This window comes from Bradyrhizobium arachidis (genome assembly GCF_024758505.1).
Taxonomy (GTDB): Bacteria; Pseudomonadota; Alphaproteobacteria; order Rhizobiales; family Xanthobacteraceae; genus Bradyrhizobium; species Bradyrhizobium manausense_C.
On record NZ_CP077970.1, the window covers coordinates 1,162,229 to 1,178,368 of the forward strand.

12 protein-coding genes and 1 pseudogene are annotated in these 16,140 nt (G+C 57.6%); 7 read left to right on the plus strand and 6 right to left on the minus strand.

The window, feature by feature from the left end; genetic code table 11:
- Window positions 1-8: 8 nt before the first annotated feature.
- Window positions 9-1,010 (minus strand): hypothetical protein, encoded by a 1,002-nt coding sequence (locus KUF59_RS05430; RefSeq protein ID WP_258768574.1) that lies wholly within the window; start codon window positions 1,008-1,010, stop codon window positions 9-11.
- A 932-nt stretch (window positions 1,011-1,942) separates the two neighbouring features.
- Here KUF59_RS05430 and KUF59_RS05435 point away from each other — a divergent pair.
- On the plus strand, window positions 1,943-2,206 hold the full coding sequence (locus KUF59_RS05435) for a hypothetical protein (protein WP_258768576.1): 264 nt from the start codon (window positions 1,943-1,945) through the stop codon (window positions 2,204-2,206).
- 369 nt (window positions 2,207-2,575) lie between these two features.
- Window positions 2,576-3,367 (plus strand): YopT-type cysteine protease domain-containing protein, encoded by a 792-nt coding sequence (locus tag KUF59_RS05440; protein WP_258768577.1) that lies wholly within the window; start codon window positions 2,576-2,578, stop codon window positions 3,365-3,367.
- Between the two features lie 181 nt (window positions 3,368-3,548).
- Here KUF59_RS05440 and KUF59_RS05445 read toward each other — a convergent pair whose 3' ends face one another.
- From KUF59_RS05445 to KUF59_RS05455, 3 genes are all read right to left on the minus strand, one after another.
- Window positions 3,549-3,878, minus strand: coding sequence for a hypothetical protein (locus KUF59_RS05445; protein ID WP_258768579.1), 330 nt, complete (start codon window positions 3,876-3,878; stop codon window positions 3,549-3,551).
- A gap of 384 nt (window positions 3,879-4,262) precedes the next feature.
- Window positions 4,263-5,495 carry an MFS transporter gene (locus KUF59_RS05450; RefSeq protein ID WP_258768580.1) on the minus strand — a complete coding sequence of 411 codons (1,233 nt, stop codon included), beginning with the start codon at window positions 5,493-5,495 and terminating at the stop codon, window positions 4,263-4,265.
- A 614-nt stretch (window positions 5,496-6,109) separates the two neighbouring features.
- Window positions 6,110-6,583, minus strand: a complete 474-nt coding sequence (locus KUF59_RS05455) for a hypothetical protein (protein ID WP_258768581.1) — start codon at window positions 6,581-6,583, stop codon at window positions 6,110-6,112.
- Window positions 6,584-7,348: 765 nt separating this feature from the next.
- Here KUF59_RS05455 and KUF59_RS05460 point away from each other — a divergent pair.
- From KUF59_RS05460 to KUF59_RS05480, 5 genes and pseudogenes are all read left to right on the plus strand, one after another.
- Window positions 7,349-7,649 (plus strand): annotated as a pseudogene (locus KUF59_RS05460) (hypothetical protein); the annotation flags it as partial.
- A gap of 41 nt (window positions 7,650-7,690) precedes the next feature.
- Window positions 7,691-8,371 carry a hypothetical protein gene (locus KUF59_RS05465; RefSeq protein ID WP_258768587.1) on the plus strand — a complete coding sequence of 227 codons (681 nt, stop codon included), beginning with the start codon at window positions 7,691-7,693 and terminating at the stop codon, window positions 8,369-8,371.
- Window positions 8,365-8,913: a hypothetical protein gene (locus tag KUF59_RS05470; protein ID WP_258768588.1), complete on the plus strand. Its 549-nt coding sequence runs from the start codon at window positions 8,365-8,367 to the stop codon at window positions 8,911-8,913. Before KUF59_RS05465 ends, KUF59_RS05470 begins: the two co-directional genes overlap by 7 nt.
- Before the next feature lie 246 nt (window positions 8,914-9,159).
- Window positions 9,160-10,341, plus strand: coding sequence for an O-antigen ligase family protein (locus KUF59_RS05475; protein WP_258768590.1), 1,182 nt, complete (start codon window positions 9,160-9,162; stop codon window positions 10,339-10,341).
- A gap of 430 nt (window positions 10,342-10,771) precedes the next feature.
- Window positions 10,772-11,176: a hypothetical protein gene (locus KUF59_RS05480; RefSeq protein WP_258768591.1), complete on the plus strand. Its 405-nt coding sequence runs from the start codon at window positions 10,772-10,774 to the stop codon at window positions 11,174-11,176.
- 1,323 nt (window positions 11,177-12,499) lie between these two features.
- Here the strand turns inward: KUF59_RS05480 and KUF59_RS05485 are convergent.
- Both KUF59_RS05485 and KUF59_RS05490 read right to left on the minus strand, forming a co-directional pair.
- Window positions 12,500-13,345 carry a hypothetical protein gene (locus KUF59_RS05485; protein ID WP_258768593.1) on the minus strand — a complete coding sequence of 282 codons (846 nt, stop codon included), beginning with the start codon at window positions 13,343-13,345 and terminating at the stop codon, window positions 12,500-12,502.
- Between the two features lie 1,717 nt (window positions 13,346-15,062).
- Complete coding sequence (locus KUF59_RS05490; RefSeq protein WP_258768594.1) at window positions 15,063-15,512, minus strand: hypothetical protein; 450 nt, start codon at window positions 15,510-15,512, stop codon at window positions 15,063-15,065.
- Window positions 15,513-16,140: the final 628 nt, after the last annotated feature.

Sequence of the window (16,140 nt, forward strand, 5' to 3'; positions counted from 1 at the left end):
ACGGTTATCTATTCACTTGCTCTCGGCCTGTAAGGATTTGGTCCGCTGGCGGTCCGATAGTGATCCAGATTGCTGCCCAGAAACAAGACCTCGGTCTCCTTGGTCGGTATTCCGCTCACCCACTTTCGCAATTTCGGATCTCCGAGATCCTTCCCGCGCGCTAGAATGTCCTCGATTTTTTTGGTCGGCCAGGCAGCAACACTCGGCACCGTGTAGGTGTGCAACTCTTTAGCTTTCTTTGCGATTGCCTTCGCGCCCTTTGGACCGTCGTCCTCCGAAACGAGCAGTCGTGAAGGGTGTTGGGCCAATGACACGAAAGACGAACAGTTGGCATGACCTTGCGTGTGCATTGCAGCCATACGCGCCATATCGATCTCATCGATGTTTTCGTCGCAGAACGCCTCAGAAACATGCGGGCAAGCGTCGCGACGTAAATTCGCTATGGAACGTACATGCGCCATGGCATTCACATTGCCGTCTATGCGCGGCCTGCAATGGCCGGGCTTGTTCTGAAAACGCTGTAACTGTAGATACGACGATGCCAGGACGTCGTTGAAAACCCTGCGACTATCAACACTGACGACGGAAGATCCGGTCGTATCTGGCCAGAGCGACGCTTGCTCCTCAGCTAGCCTGATTTCGCGTCTGAGCTCATTAACGTTCCCTCCAGCCAACGATGCGGCAAGTTCGGCGCGCCCCCTGACAAAGGACCAAGCTGTACACCGTTCGCTTGCGGGAATCTTGCGTGCTTTCTGATTGCCAGTCGTCACGATCGAGGACGAGTCACGCTTGGAATGTACCAAAACGGCAACTGAATCAGATGTTCGGTGGCTTGGCCGCAACTCGCTTAGGTGCAACTCAAAGCTCGCCTGATCCGGTGACGCGAGGGCCGCTGAGCTGGTTTTTCCGCTCACCTCGCCCGGCTGTTGCCGCTGGCACGGGAGATTGTAGGCTTCAATGAAGTCTGTGGTGTTCCGTGGGTCGACGTTCATTCTATTCTGATTGAGCATAGATTGTTTCGTGTTTCATTTTCGCAGAACCAGCTTTCGGGAAGCTGACGGGTCATAAAGAATGCATGCTCGCAGACGCCTCAATTCTTCGGATGCCCGCGCGGGGCTGCCATCGTTGTCCAGAACGCCCCAATGGCGGGACGAGCTACACGTCTGCGGTCGGTTACGATTCATCTGCGACACAAGGCGTGAGCAACCAATGCGCCATAGTTGGCAGCTTGGGAACGATTTCGCCATGACGACGTTGTGCTTCGCCAGAAAAAGTGCGCGCGGAATCGGTAACTTTCGATACGGCACACTCTGCCTGGCTCACGGCATCGTCACCAGCTAACGCCCCCCGGCCCGGTGATGTGCGGGGGCGGACTCGGTTTAGCTACCGTGGTCCGCCCATCCCGCGCTTGCGGCAGACGGTCCGGTCGGTTCACGCATTACTCGAAAGACCACGACGGACCTCCGTGAGGCACACAGCTATGAGGCCCACAGCTACAGAACCTTGCCAGGCCGCGGTGGAGTGCGACTATCCCTGCGTATAGCTTTCAAAAGAACGCCTTACCTGCCATCTCTAATCTCGGTAGGAGGCGATGCGATGACGGGGAACAGGCGAGGAGCCTGAAGAATGGGGATTATGTCTGTTGGACTCGTGCAGAAGGCCTTCAAATTGGGGTAATCGTCGCAACGTCACGATTTGGCGTTACCGTTAGGTGGTCGGATGGCCGTCAGACGACAAATGAAATGAAGTGGTTCAGACGTTCGGACATCAACGGCCGCTACATCGCCGATCTAGCAATGCCATGACGATGGAATTTGCCAATCCTCTAATTTGCGAGGAGCCGCAAACTCCGCAAAAACAGGAAAGACGGAAGAGCGAACGCGCGGTCCCGTCAATCGCCCTGCAGGACTATCACGCCGAGCCCCGCTAGTAGGGCCAGCCGTTGTGCCAGCAAGCCTTGCAAGCTATCGCGGCGGAAGAAGAGGACTCAATCTTTGCGGTGATCGAACACGGCCAGAAGCTTTCCGCAGACTCGGTATCCGCGGAATTGGATGGGCCTGAATTTGATGAGGCCGACGAAATCCGCCGGAAAACGGATGGCTCTCGATCGGCATTCGCAGCTGATCCGTTCAAAGCCACTCACGACGGCGAGCATCGTCGCTCTAACCTGTTGCGTCGCGAACCTGAAGGCATGGCGGCTGTCTGAGGACCATGAGTGGCATCGGGTAAACCTGGCGGCCGCATGAAAGCTTTGAGTGCGGCGCAAACGGCCGGTGAACTCGTCGGAACGGTATCGAGATGTCCTTGTCGTACGATCAAGTTCGACCAATAAACAGATCACCGTTTGTGACGCAGTAGGACTAGCTGCCGCGCCATAGAATGCTCCACTGCTGTTTTCTTGGAAAGAAACGGTGCAGTGATACAGCTGTGTGGTTCAAATCTATTGATGCGGTTGTCAGTCAGGTCGCCTAGGCCTCGGGTATAGCCCCGAAGCTCGGTCAGCTCGCCGTCAGCCTTGCTGCCTATCATTCTCCGTGATGGGGCGGCGCAACCTTCATACGAGGCGAAAATCGAGATGCCCAATCGAATCGGCCAATCATCAACTCGTCCGGGCCAGAATGACGAATTGAACAATTCGTTCAACAGCGACGGCTTCGATAAACAACTTACCGATCTTGCACGGTACAGGAATCTGCCGCCTGGGGATCTGCCCGAAGGAATGGGGTGCTGCGCCAGTAATCTGGCCAACAGTACATCCTCCCCAAGGATGAGCACCTCCGTGTTTCAATACAGGACTGCTGAATTGCGCGATGCGAATGTCCAAAACATTTGCGTTGGGCTCGTGGCTGGATGGCTTTCCAATCTCGCGCAAAGCCCAAGTTCACGAATGGCTGCGCTGTCACCCGGATCGAACGGGCACCGATCAGCCGCCAGGTCTCAACAACGGTATGAAGATATCTTTAGATCGTTGCGAGAGGACGATGTAGAACGCTCGGAGGCCAATTTTAGGGCACGGGCAACCGTGGTGACGGACGCGGGCTTTTTTCCATCCAACGAAGGTAACACGTACGCCTTCGGCGATACTGAGCAATTCTCGGAATTGAAGGACAAGATCGTGTCCGATGGGAGGACGTATTTGCTCAGCTTGAGTTTCGAGCGCGATGGGCGACAGGAACATCACTTAGTCGCGACGTCAGCATCGGATGAAATAGTGACGCTCTTCGACCCAAATTACGGAGAATTTACCATTGAACCGGCGGATGTGCGTGAGTTCTTCAGAAGCCTCGCAAATCGGTACAGAAGTCCCCCCAACAGAATGGAATTGCTAAGTATCACCACACAAAGGGTACGGCTGAGTAGGGACTAGCAGATGCGAAATTGCATTTCGATCCGTAGGGCAACAAGACGGGCCTCCTGACATTCGGCAAGAGTTGATGCCCCGGCGTCTGAGATAGCCGGGGCTATTTTGCGGGGGTCGTCCGAGATGTAGGTGAATCCGGAGCGGCGCAATGGACGACATTGTGAAGCTGGCTGATTAGGCCGTGAGGCTAATTGGCTGAGCGATTGGCTTTGTGGCGCTCAGGATAGTCCGCTTTGGTGCGAGAAGCTGATTTTTTACGACGAACGAAGCGACGGAAAAAATTACAAAGTGGGCGATCTGCATCCGCGACTGCGGGATGCGTCGGTGCCCATTCTGGCTCCGCCGGAACGGTGATCGCGGCCAGGGGTACCCACGCTCGTTCGAGCGTCACCGGATCGCGCAGCTGGGCGACTGTCTCGGTGCGGATGTCCAGCCACTCGAACGAGCGACCGTGGACGGCGACAAGCTGAGCGGGCCGGAGCGTCGCGAAATGATCTCGATGAAAAATCCTTATCACTCGACAGACTCGACTTGGATGTTGTCGAGGGTTCAAGATCATGTTGCCGACCTCATCAACTACAGGGAGTAGGGGGTTGACGGTCGCAGGCCGGTGATCCAAAAGGTCCGACCCAGCATAGAAACGCTGAAGGACGCAAACTTCCGCCAAACTATGTGTGACTTTTTTGTCCATAAGGCTTAGTGCTGCGCGCTTGCGTCACCCAGCCGATCGAACTCGGCCTGCCCGCGCGAAAGTGCGTCGCAGCTCGCAGCGCGACATGCCGCCGTCAACGGCGGCGACCACCCGCCTTGCGAAAGTGATTTCGCCATGCCTGCCGGCTTCCCTCGCCGGCAGGAAGCTTGGAACCGGCGTGATTTGGGAATTCCAAACGCTTACGGTTAGCTAGTGCGTGCGCCCGATCATCAGTTCCTCCTCAGGCGCTGCGGTGTCAGATTGGCGGAGCAATGCCGCAGCGAGCACGGCTGAAAGAGCATAGCCGAGGCCCGGCACTATCAGCGTGACCCCATAGCCTAATCTCGCCGCGATAAACCCACTCGGCGCGAAGCCCACCAATGCGAATGCCGACATGGCCGAAGTCAGGAACGTGACATCGGTCCCCGCCTTGCCTGGCCGGGCGAGACCGAGAAACCAATTCGTGAATGTAACATGCTGGACTGCGAGTGCCGCGAATACGAATCCAACGCTTCCGACAGCGCTCACGCGAACGCCGATATAGCGATCGATAATCGCGAGCGCTCCAAATCCGATGGCCAGGACTGCGCAGCCCCAGATCAAGCCTCGCTGCGGCGCCATTCGGGCCAGGATCGCGCTGGTCAGCGGTGCGATGATAGTATACGTCACTACGTTCGAAAGCGCTGCGATCCATCCGATATCTGCCGCAGCAAAGCCGAGATCAACGAGCCGCAGCTGCATGGTTGCGAACGCCACAGCGACTCCGATAACGCCGGGGGCGATCAATGCGGCCGTCGTCCACAGGCTGTTGTTACGTAAGATCGCGAAGATAGACAGGCGCAACGGCGAACGCCATCGGTCTTTGCAAAGGAGCGGTTCAGGAATCGCAAACACCCATCCAGCGAAAACGGCTAGCAGCACTGCTAAACCCAGCAAAGCCGGGCGCCAACCAACAATCTCAATCAATTGGAGGCAGACCGCGCCACCGATCACGTGGCCGACGACCCGGCCCCAGCCCAGCAGCGCAGCGCCGAGCGGACGCTCGCCGGAATCGAGGGCTTCCGCTATGTAGCCCAACGTTGCAATCCGCTGTGTGGCGGCAATGGTCGCAAGCGCTAGAGATACTAGAAAAATCGCCACGAAATCGGTCTTCGGATTCAAAAATGCCATCGCTGCAAGCACGGTGGTCGTGGCGACTTGGGTCAACAGGATCCATGAACGCCTCAGTCCGAGACGGTTGAGGCTCCATCGATCTACGACGGGGGCCCAAAGAAAGTTAATGGTGAAGGCAAAGAACACCGTGCTGTACAAACCGACCAGTTCCAGGCTGGCGCCGTTGCCCCGAAGGATCACAGGAATGGCCGAATAGATGAACGCGATCGCCAGATACTGCTGACTGGCCAATGCAACCATCCCGATATGTGGCATGTAACGACTTCCCATCAGCCTTTTCCTTCGAAAGAGCAGTTTGGCATGTACCTCGAGAGCACGGTTTGAACAGGCTACGGATCGTTCCAGCGCAGCAGCGTCTCACAGCGGGGTGTGCAACTCTCAAGAATGTCGAGAAAGCGCTGAGGCCGGAGAGAGCTTGTCCGTTTCGATCGTTTGTTCGAAGTCACCTTGCAACTTGCAAAGTCTTCCGTTTGCGGCCGATTTGCCGTCGTGCCTCAAAGCACACATGCCCGTTCCCGAGTTCCTCGCGCGATATCATTGCAGAGCATCAGATTGAGGAGAGGGCAAGCGTTGTCCCCTCAGCCGCGTTAAGGCTTTAGCGTTGGAGCTTGCGATCGTTGAACTAGCTTTCTTGCAGTCGCAGTTGGCCGCCACATCGTTGTTCGTCGCCGGCGCCGCGTCGGCTCGATCAGAATGCCGGTTATTACGGAGGGGGGCCGGGTGGTAGTTGCCGGTTCGCATCAGGTCGCACTCAAAGGCGCACACTGCGTGTGACCTCATCTTGTCGACCAAAATTACTTGCCAGGAAGACGCGGTGGTCGACGACGTTGCCATATTGGCAAACAGGTCTTACTGAAGCACGTCCGGCAGTAACCATCGCCGACCTACGAGCCGCTATATCTTCCGACCAACTCCACAGAGCGGGCGGCAGCTTCAATACTGGCCCAAAGCCCACCGAATTGGCTGCGCAGCTTGCGAGCGGCGCAATCATTGTGGCCCCGCAAGAACGAACTCCAGATCTCATCATACACTCCGTGCGCTCTCCCGTTTCTCAGCCGAGCGCCGTGAAGCTGGCGTCGGGTGACGGCGGTACGGCTGAAGCAAGCAGCGTGCCGCTTGAAAACTGGAGGTTCATCAATTGCCTCGTATTGGGTGAGCGCCTCAAATGGGGAAAATTGGAACCCGACATCGCGCTGTTCGCGTTCGACGATCCCGACTGCATCGAACCAGACGCAATTCGGAAGCAGAACGCCGAGATTTGGCACGTGCACTCTCGCGTCCATACATCGGCCAGAACGTCGATGCTGCGTGTGAGCAAATGCTGTTGCAGCAAAGGCAGCTCCGATCTGCTGCTTCATCGTGTCTCACCGAAATACGGTGGGAGCGGACCAGCGACAGCAGGTCCGCTCCCTAGACATACCGTTCCGTCTCATCGGAGATGCCAGGCTACAGAAGCAAGCGCCGTGCCGAACGCAGAAGGTTTGAGTCTGCGCGCCCCACGCGTCGCATTGTCGACATTTGGTTCGGAGCGGAAAGTCGGGAGGAGAGATTCGATTGCCGTCACGCACGAAGATGCCAACGGCATCACCGTGATCCGCAGCAATATAGCTCTCTGGTGTCGAACGCAAAACGGGTCAAGTTAAGTACGCCGCTTGATCACCTAATCTACGCAAAATCCAGCATAGCTCATTGCCGTTGCCGGACTGAAACTCACTTTGTCGTCCTGTGGAGTTTTCCAGAACGGGCTCCATAAAAATTTTTCTCTGCCTAAGCGCAAACAGGGAATCGCCGCCGTCGGCTCTAGATGGGCAGGCGCCCGGCTGACGAAAGTACTTGCGTGTGCAGTGCGGTCGCGTATTATCGCAGTGCGGTAGCGCCTTGCTATCGTGCCCTCCTTGGGCGTTTCCTCCCTAGACTTGGGCCGCTTGTTAATCAAGCGGCCCTTTTTTCTTGCTCATCAATCCGAGGACTTGGCTCGCCTAAGCGAGACTCAGGATTGCGTTTGATGCGGAACGACATAGATCGCGACCAGGGCTTGAACGCCAGGCTGCCTAAGTTTGGCATCTTCGGCGAGCGCCTCGTGTGCTTTGTGCTGGGGGACATTATGTGTTTGGGCATGCAGCTTTGAGATCGAAACGGAGATCACCGTCCATGCGCTGGAATTGATGCTGCCGACCGCGGAGGTCGCGACGGCTGGCGGTGACGTATCTCGAGCTCGGGACGGTGCCTCATCTGCCGACTGCGGTTTTGTCCACGGGGCTCATGATTCTGGCCGTGCTGTCTGTTAGCTCCAGCTTGGTGTTGGATACCGTAACGCGTGGTCGGCGGGAATTGAAGCGTCTGACATATCTTTCCCTTCCGATGCCGAGCAACGAGCATCGCCTTCGGGAAATATCGCTTCGACCACTCCAGAACGCACAGTGACTCCGGCGGCCGATCATGAATTGCGGGGATGTCTCACCGCCGTGTTGCTGGTGCTCGCGCTGCAGCCGGTTTATGTGGCCGCTCTAGCGGCACTCGATTTCGTTGCGCCGACGGCGCGTCGTGCAGCACATCTTGCCGCCGTCGTGCAGGAGGACGACCACATCGCGTCGCCAGCGATCCCTGGCGACTGGGACACGGAATGCGTTGCACTTGCGATTGGGCTCGAGCCAGGCGCTAGCCCATTGCAGAATGCCGTGGCTGCGGCCCGTCCGGTTGGGCTTGTTAAGCCGAGGACTGTTTGCGGATATCTGCGCGCCGGCATCGCCGAGGGCGGCCACGACATCTATTGGCTGCCGTACTCGCGGTATTGGCACGGCTACCGCGTGTCGCTCGATCCGCTAACGGCCTGGTTGCCCGTTGAACATGCGCGCTACGTCATGCTGATAGGGCTGATCGCCTCGCTCGCCTGGCTTGCGGCGGAAAGTGAGAAGCTGACAGGTAGGCCGGCCGCGCGCGCCTTGGTGGTGTCAACCGTCGCCTTTACCGATATCTGGCGGATGTACAACATCACTGTCCACGCCGCCGCAACAATTGTCGTCATGGCTGGAGCAGCTCTTTGCCCGCGCGCTCAGCCGCAACGCTTCGATCGAGCGGCTTATCGCGATTGCTGCCTTGCTCGGCAGTGTTTTTCCTTACAAACCCACCATGGCAGCCGATGTTGATAGCGTTCCTGTTCCTGTCGGCGGCAAATCCGGGGGAGCGCCGATTTACCCTTTGCGCTGCGATCCTGAGCGCCTGGGCAGCCGGCTACGCGCTGACATGGGCCAGCAAGTGGGGCCTCGCTGCCGCGCTGTCTGCGGATCCTATCGCGACGCTACGCGACATCGCAGACGTCATGCGATACCGGATTGACGGCAGCTACGAGCAGGTGGTCGATCACCGTTTGCTCGCACCCTCGGCGAACATGCTCCGCACCGCCGTGTCGCAGATTTGGGCAATGCCGTCGTCTGCGATGCTGCTCATGTTGCTGCCATCTCTCTGTGCAGGACGCTGTCAATTCCGGCCAAGGCTCTTTGTAGCGCTGACGCTGCCAGCGCTGATTCCGTTCCTGTGGTTCGAGATTCTGAGCAACCACACGCAGATCCACGCGACGGTCGTCTATCGGCCGATCGCTTCCTCGATCGGCATCTTGGTTGCGGCCTGGTTATTGTCGACGACCGAAAAAGCAAAAAGCGCCGATGTGGTGGGGCTGCCCTTTAGGTGACCTTCACCCGACTGATCGCCGGGCGCGCTTGTCGATCCAGTTTGGCCAGCCGAAATCAGCTAGCCTCCGGTCGGGGCGCTGCGAACCTGCGCGTTTAGCTTTTTTATGCCGCAGGAACGCGCCGGACGTGGCGGTTGCGGTGCAAAGCGACTTCGCTGCGACCTATAATGTGATTTTCGCGTGGATTGTGCAGGCGAAGCGGCCTGCAATGGGGCTGATTTGCAGATTTCATTTATTCGAGCAGCTTTGCTCGGAATTCTAGTTTCGGCGGGCTCGCTGGCTGTCCTGGCGCACGGGTTGCTTGGTGCCGGATCCGTGGTGACCGGCCTGTTGTTCGCCGGTCCTGTGGCGCTCCTAGTCGTGCTGGGAGAGTGGCGCGCCGTCTCGCTCAACCTGTGTGATGGGCTGTTCATCGCCTTTGTAGCGTCGGTCGGCTTGTCGCTCCTTGTCAATGGCCATGGAAGCGACCTCAAGGAGCTGGCGCTTCTGGCGATTACGCTATGGTGCTATCTAGCGGGGCGTCTGTCCGGAGAAGGCGAGATCCGGCGTGCACTGATGATTGCTGGGTCGGCGGTGACGGCGGCTGGCGCGCTAGCGACGCTGGTCGCCTTGATCGAACAGTGGTCGGCGCCGCATGGCAAGCCAATGGTGTTCGGCCAATTCGACGCCGCGCCGGCACAGTTCTCGATGTTGATGGGTCTCTGCCTGTTGGCCTGGCTGACGAGCCTGTCCCGTACGTCTGGCTTGATCGTGCTCGGTGTCCTCGCGGCCGTGCCGGCTGCGATCTTTGTCGCCTCGATGGTGCGCTTCAGCTTTGCGGCGCTAGCCTTGGCGCTGTTCGTTGCCGTTGTGCTCGGACCGCGCATGTGGAATCGGCGGGGGGTTGCGGTGTTGGCCGCCATGGCGTTTTGCACAATCGTCGTCGCGCTTGCGCTGCGCTGGCAGACGACGCGGATCTTTGTCGACCACGCCTTCAATGCGGCGGCCGCACCTTGGTCGATCGCCTGCGAGGCGGTCGATCGCGACAACTCGATTGCGATCCGCGGCCAGCTCTTTCGCGACGCCTTGCGCCTGTTGCCGGCGGTGGGTCCGTTCGGAATTGGCCTGGATGGTTTTGAGGTCCGTGGCTGCATCAAGGGCATCGGCGTGCACAACGTCTTCCTGCAGGCGTCGATCGAGTTCGGCTGGCTCGCCGGGCTCGCCCTGCTGACGCTCGTAGTCAGCGCCTGGCGCGGGGTCCGCACCCTCGCGCCGATTGTGCCCGACTATCGCTTCGTTGCCGCTGCCCTGGTCTATGTGGCGACAATTTCGCTGATGCATGGACGCATCAGCCGCGAATTCGCGCTCTTCCTGCTGCTTGGTTATGCCGCGAGGTTGTGGGGCGAGGCACGAGAGGCCGCGGCCAAATGGATGCCGCGCACGGCTTAGCGCCGGCCGTCTGCCCATTTGCTGGCGCCAGATGCGCACGGGACCAAACAACGGAGCATTGACGCCGAATTGCGCTTTCCGGCGAAATGGACCGCCTCTATGACGAAAAACGGCGCATGGACCAGCGGGCGCCGCTACCGACTGCAAGCTGGCTATGCGATTCTTCACCTTCGTCGATTCCCCACCACGGGATTGGCGGCTGCGAGGTCCGGTTTGGCTTAGCCTCCATTGCCGGGCCTCGCTTCTCGAAATATTTGGCGCATGGCTGAAGAACCCTCACTAGAGTCGATTTTACAGGACCGATCGAGGTACGGGCTTGGCCGTGTGCTGGAGCGGAGCCGTGCACCTGAGCCAGCGCGGCCGACGGCCCCCGCTCGGGTGAAGGAGCCTCCGCGACAGCCAGACCGCTGCGCAAATAAGGCGGCGTCAGTTGGCGACCTCTGTCTTCAAGAGCCGCACGGGAGAGCGTGTAGCGCCGCAACAGCCAGGCGGCTACAAGCGGCGCATGACGAACCGACGCACACACCGGGAACTGATCGGCTGCTATGACTGCGGCGGCAATGTTTCGTTTTCGGCCGTGACCTGTCCGCACTGCGGCTCGCCTGAGCCGGCTGGGCCCTACCTGCAAAACCCCAAAGAGCGACGCCTGCACGGGATCGAAGAGAAAAACGATCAGACCCTGATCGGCATGACGGTTTTGTGCTCGGGGATCGGCTTGTTCTACGGCGCGGTGATGGTCGGCACCCTCGGCGCCTTCGGCTATGGCCTGCTCGGGGCGGTGATCGGTGTCCCCGCTGGCTTCATCATTAACGTCAGCCGGCGGCTCTTTGGGTGACGCTCTGTGGGCGAGGGCTCGAAGCCAGTTTGTTACCCACCGGAACAGAGGTTCTAAAAAGTGGGTAACTGAGGGGCATTTTCTACAATGATTTCAAGCCCCGCCCGGTTTTGCCGTTGGCGATCCCGGCAGGACTCGAACCTGCAACCAGACCGTTATGAGCGCGGCTCTAACCATTGAGCTACAGGCCCCGCCGCGACGTGGCTGCAAACTTGACAATCACGCCAGCACTCCGGGAACACCACGTCCTTTGGGACAAGCTAGGGACTCTACTTGCCGCAGGACCGCATCAAAATCGGAAACGCCAATCTACGAACTTTGCAAAAAACTTCCCGCCCTCGCGACAGGTTATCCAATCCGAAAATGACTGGTTGGAAAGCTCGTGAGCGGTGAGCAGCTAGTGCTGGCCAACCTGGAGCGGAAAGCCCTGGCGGTCCCCGCGCGGAAGGATGGAGCGGGTGCTCGCCGGGCTCCACGACTGATGTATCAAATAGGCGGCAACGGTCCATTACTAAGCCATGCTCGCCCGCGTGAGGGAATCCTTCAAAAAAAGTGCTCAGATGCGGTTTTCGAGCGCCCCGAGCGAAGCCATCGCAGTAATCGATACCAGATATAGTCTATGTATGGAGCACGGCGCGCGAACGGTACGCCGCTCTCTCGGCGAAAAGCGACTTGGATTAAGAAGGTCATTTCAAAAGTTGGGTGAACTTTATTCGGTTTTCGTCGGAAAACTCCACGACAACAATCAGCTGGCGCGGTGCGCACTCTAACGGGCCAGAGTCCCGCGCTGCGAAATCTCTGCTGCTGCTCGAAATCAAAGAGGATATGGCTGTTCAGGAGTTACGACGATGCTAGATGAAGACTTGGCTCGAATTCGTGCTCACCGCAACAACATACACCGGTGTCGGCGGATGCTAGGGACAGGATTGTCAGACGTAGAAAGCCAGCTCATCGAGATACGCCTTGCTGAGGAGCGGGCCGCGCTCAACGCTCTTTTTGCGAAGACTTTCCCGCTCACATTTTCACTTCCGAAAGGTCGGGCCGACTGGCGGTAAGTGTAAGGCGGCAAGGTTGGGATCGTGCGTAAATACTGAACAAACTTTGGACGGGCTTTCGAAGAAAGTCAGAGCGATTTGGTCAATCACCATTGGTCAAGAACACAGGGCGGGTCGGTACACATTTGGAGCGGCCGGACCCTGCACTGTTCGCCTCACTCTGCTTGTTTGTTTCTGCGAGCATCTACCGTGGAATCGATGATAGGCGACGGAGTCATATTGCCATGAACAACGCCGCTCAACTTTTGCCGCATCGTTAGTTGGGTAATCAGGAGGGATGAAGCGACACCCAACGGCGTTCCTCGCGATAAGCATTCGTTCGAGTCATGAAATCGCGTATTGCAGGATATCTAGCTACCAGCTGACTTGGCGAGGGTACGAGAGTTTCGGTGCCGTAATCAAGTTGCATCAGTTCGAGATAAAGCTGCCGATAGCGCTCGATTGTTATCGCCGTGCGCTCGGGATTAAAGAAGCTTGCCGGCTCTGGCTCGATAGGCACAAAGCCCAAGAGAAGGGAGGCTCTCACCTTCTGGGCATCATCTGAAGCAGGCCTTGTATATGCGGCCGCCAGGTCCGGATCACCGATAAAGCTCGTGCCCAAGACGCGTTGCAGCAGATATATTCTCATAGCCGAACGTTGCACGCGCTCTCTTCGATAAGAACCATCGAGTAGCATACAACGCGGGTCTTCTGCCTCGATCAGAATTCTGCGGGCGCCCATCTTCCGCGTGAATTCGGCGAAGAGTTGCTTCATCTTGCGGGTAGACAGTCTGCCGCGGTCGGTTTCGCGGATTGCAATGTATGGAACATATATTGACTGTGGCATCATCGGGTTTAGTCGAACCAAACCAGCCCCCATTGCGCGTTGCCCACGAAAGAGCAAGAAATAGCGCGCGATGCGAGGTCTGTGAAACAGCTCGTCCAGTGTGTCATCATCCTCCAGGTCGGCTTGGTCAGTGAATGCCTCTTTGAGAATCGATCTTGCACAGCGATACTGAGCTGCTGCCTCGACTATCATTAGGATGTCAGATCCTTCGCCGTAGCCGTTGGCTGACGTATTTCGTCTGTCGCACGTGTGATTTGTCGACCCTGCTAGTGCTTCTTCAGTAGACATGGGAGTCCCATTGAAAATTAGGATTGAGTGCAAATCTGCGCTCCTCTGTCATTCTCCTCTCGCGCACGGAGTGCTGCGTTGTAGACACTTACGTTGTCTCCACGAGACTCGTTGGTTCGGGACTTCACCGCGGCAGCTATGAACATGACATTTTCTAGGCGCGACCCACAGCTCATGATCGAGCGGGCGGACCCTCCGCGATGAACCCAAAGCCTTGGGCCCGACCACATCACCGGGTGCTTGGGATGGGACGGTGATGCTGGCTATGACAAAGCAAGCATTATGCCGGACCAAGATCGCGGCGACGACATGCGACGGCTCAAGGTATGTCGAGAGGCTGGACTTGCGTTGTGTCAGTTTGCCGGGTTTGTCTTCAAAATGACAAACGAGGTGAACTATTGCGAGCTACAGCCAAGCATTTGCGAGCTGGCCGCGCCTGGCGTGCGATGCCTGTAGCGCCTCGGAAGTTCGCGAGAAACGTTTATCATTAGTACAAGATCAACGAGGATGTTCAGGAAATCCGTGGTCGCAATAATCGAAAACGATGCAGCTGTTCGCCGCGCGCGCTCAAATACCTGAGCACGGCGCAAGTCAATTCTGTGGCGCTGATCTGGACGAAATCCAGGTCGTAATCTTCGATCTCCATGTGCGTTTGGCAATGGGCTTCGCTTGTCGTAAACGACAACAGATCAAACGGCGGCGCCGACGTAGAGAATCTCTAATCCAATGAGCGTGGTGGCGTAAACACATTGATCGCTTCTGCGCTCGCCGTACCGCAACAGTTCATCACCACCAGCCCGCTTTGCTCGTCTTGATTTTTGTTCGGCAGCATTACGCCCAGACAGTGTGCGTAAAACGTATGCGCTCCCGGTAGTCGAGCAGGTGGGTAACATCGCAGCTGATTTCCACCACGAAGTAGGATGTGGTATCGAGATCGAAGCCGAAGTACGCCCCAAGCTGCCTTGGTTTTAGCTGAAAGCGCGCCTCCGTTCCATCGATGCAAGTGCTCGGTAGCGAACTGCTGATTCCACAAGTGTCACAATAGTGTCCATGCGCCCTATCTCCGCGCACTGAAGCGCTTGTTCTCCCGCAATAATAGGTTTCCTGCGTCGTAGACGCCCAGGACGTCACGGCAGAGGCCGTGCGCAAATGTGACGGCGGCCGCAGCAGCCCGCACATAGAGTTTCATTGTGCAACACGCCAGCACAGATCGTGAGAGGGCGGACCCGACGCGATGAGCGCCATTGCCTCCTTGGGTCCGCCCCACATCACCGCGAGAGGAGCGGTGATGCTGGCCAGCACCAAGCAAGCAGCGTGCCGATGAAAAGACGCGCTTTCTAGATGCGACGGGCCTCGATCTGTTAGAGAGGCCGAGCCTTGCACCTGTCCGTTTGTCGAATTGTGGTAAAGCAAACAACAAAGTGGCCGGGCGATTGTCACCGCTCGGGTGCTCACCAATGTTAAGCGGCAGACAAGCCACACGGCAGAACGGTCAGAGGTAGGGCTCTCTATAACGGGATGAAGTAGAGCTATTGTCGTCTAATTGACATCTTAATAGCTTTGATCGCAGATGGAAACTTTAAGATCACCTACGCGCAAACAAGAATGGGTGGGCGGCTTTGGCATCCATGTTGTCTCGACGAGATTGCTTCCGCTCCTCCGAGGTTTAGATTTCTGTCACTCTTGCGCAGGCAATTCGCGCTTTCTTGCGAGTGCTTCACGATGTGTCAGATTGCGATGCGATCAGCAGCCGGCCCTTAGCGAACAGCGTCAAAACATGCCCGTCGTTCCAAGCAAACAGGTGAAACTTGACATCTCCCGCAATCTCGCGTGACGCGAGAGTGCCTGCGCAGCCGAACATGGAAACAACATCTGCGTAGTGTGAGCCCAACTGTACAGCGTCTAGCTCGATGTCCGTCACGCGACAATGTCCGGCCGGGAAAGACCGAGCATTAATTGACTTGTAATTCGCATCCAGATCGTCAGGCGCGGCCGGATCGGCGAGTATCCCACCGGAGGGAGCGCTGGCATGTGCTGGTCGAGGCCCCATTGAGATCTGACCCGCCTGCATGAACAGCCATCCCGATGCCATGATCGTGGTGATCCGCAGGATCATGTGCTGGTTGATGGAACAGCCGGTCATTGCAAACGCTTGAGACAGTTTCATCGAATACTACTCGCTTGTAGGCGGCGTCAGCGGCGCCCACTATCCCTGACGAACCAAGTAAGAACAACGTACTTTCACACTTGCGTCATTTTACCAGAAGGCAGGACATGATTACGGGCGCGAGCGCGACTGCAGCGGCCCTAAACGTCGGTTCAGGCCTGTCTGGTCTGTCGGAAAAGAGTGGGGCGGACAACATGCCGTTTAAACGGACGCTGTCGTTCCGCCCCTACATCACGGCGACGCTCCGTGATGCTATTGTGCATGAAGCAAGCTCTATGCCGAACGGAAAACGACAGAACTCGCTAGTGCATCGAACTTGAAACAACTCGAAAACCGTCAATCGTATGCGGGGTCCATGCAAGGTTGGCGTTACGTGCGTTCGGCGGTACGAAACGTTCCGCAGATTGCGGCGCCTCGGCTAGCCAGTTTCTGTTTCTGCTACGGTCTATCTTTACCTTGGCATAACATGCGTGAAGCGCGCATTGACCTCCGACCGGCATGCGAGCGCGGTGTGCTTTACGCCCATCTTGCCCCCAGCAGGCAAGCGCCTGCGGGGAGCCTCCTAACTGACAAGAAGTGCCTCGCCGCGCTGTTTGCGGCGTGGTTGATTGGATCGCGCGAGTCAGCG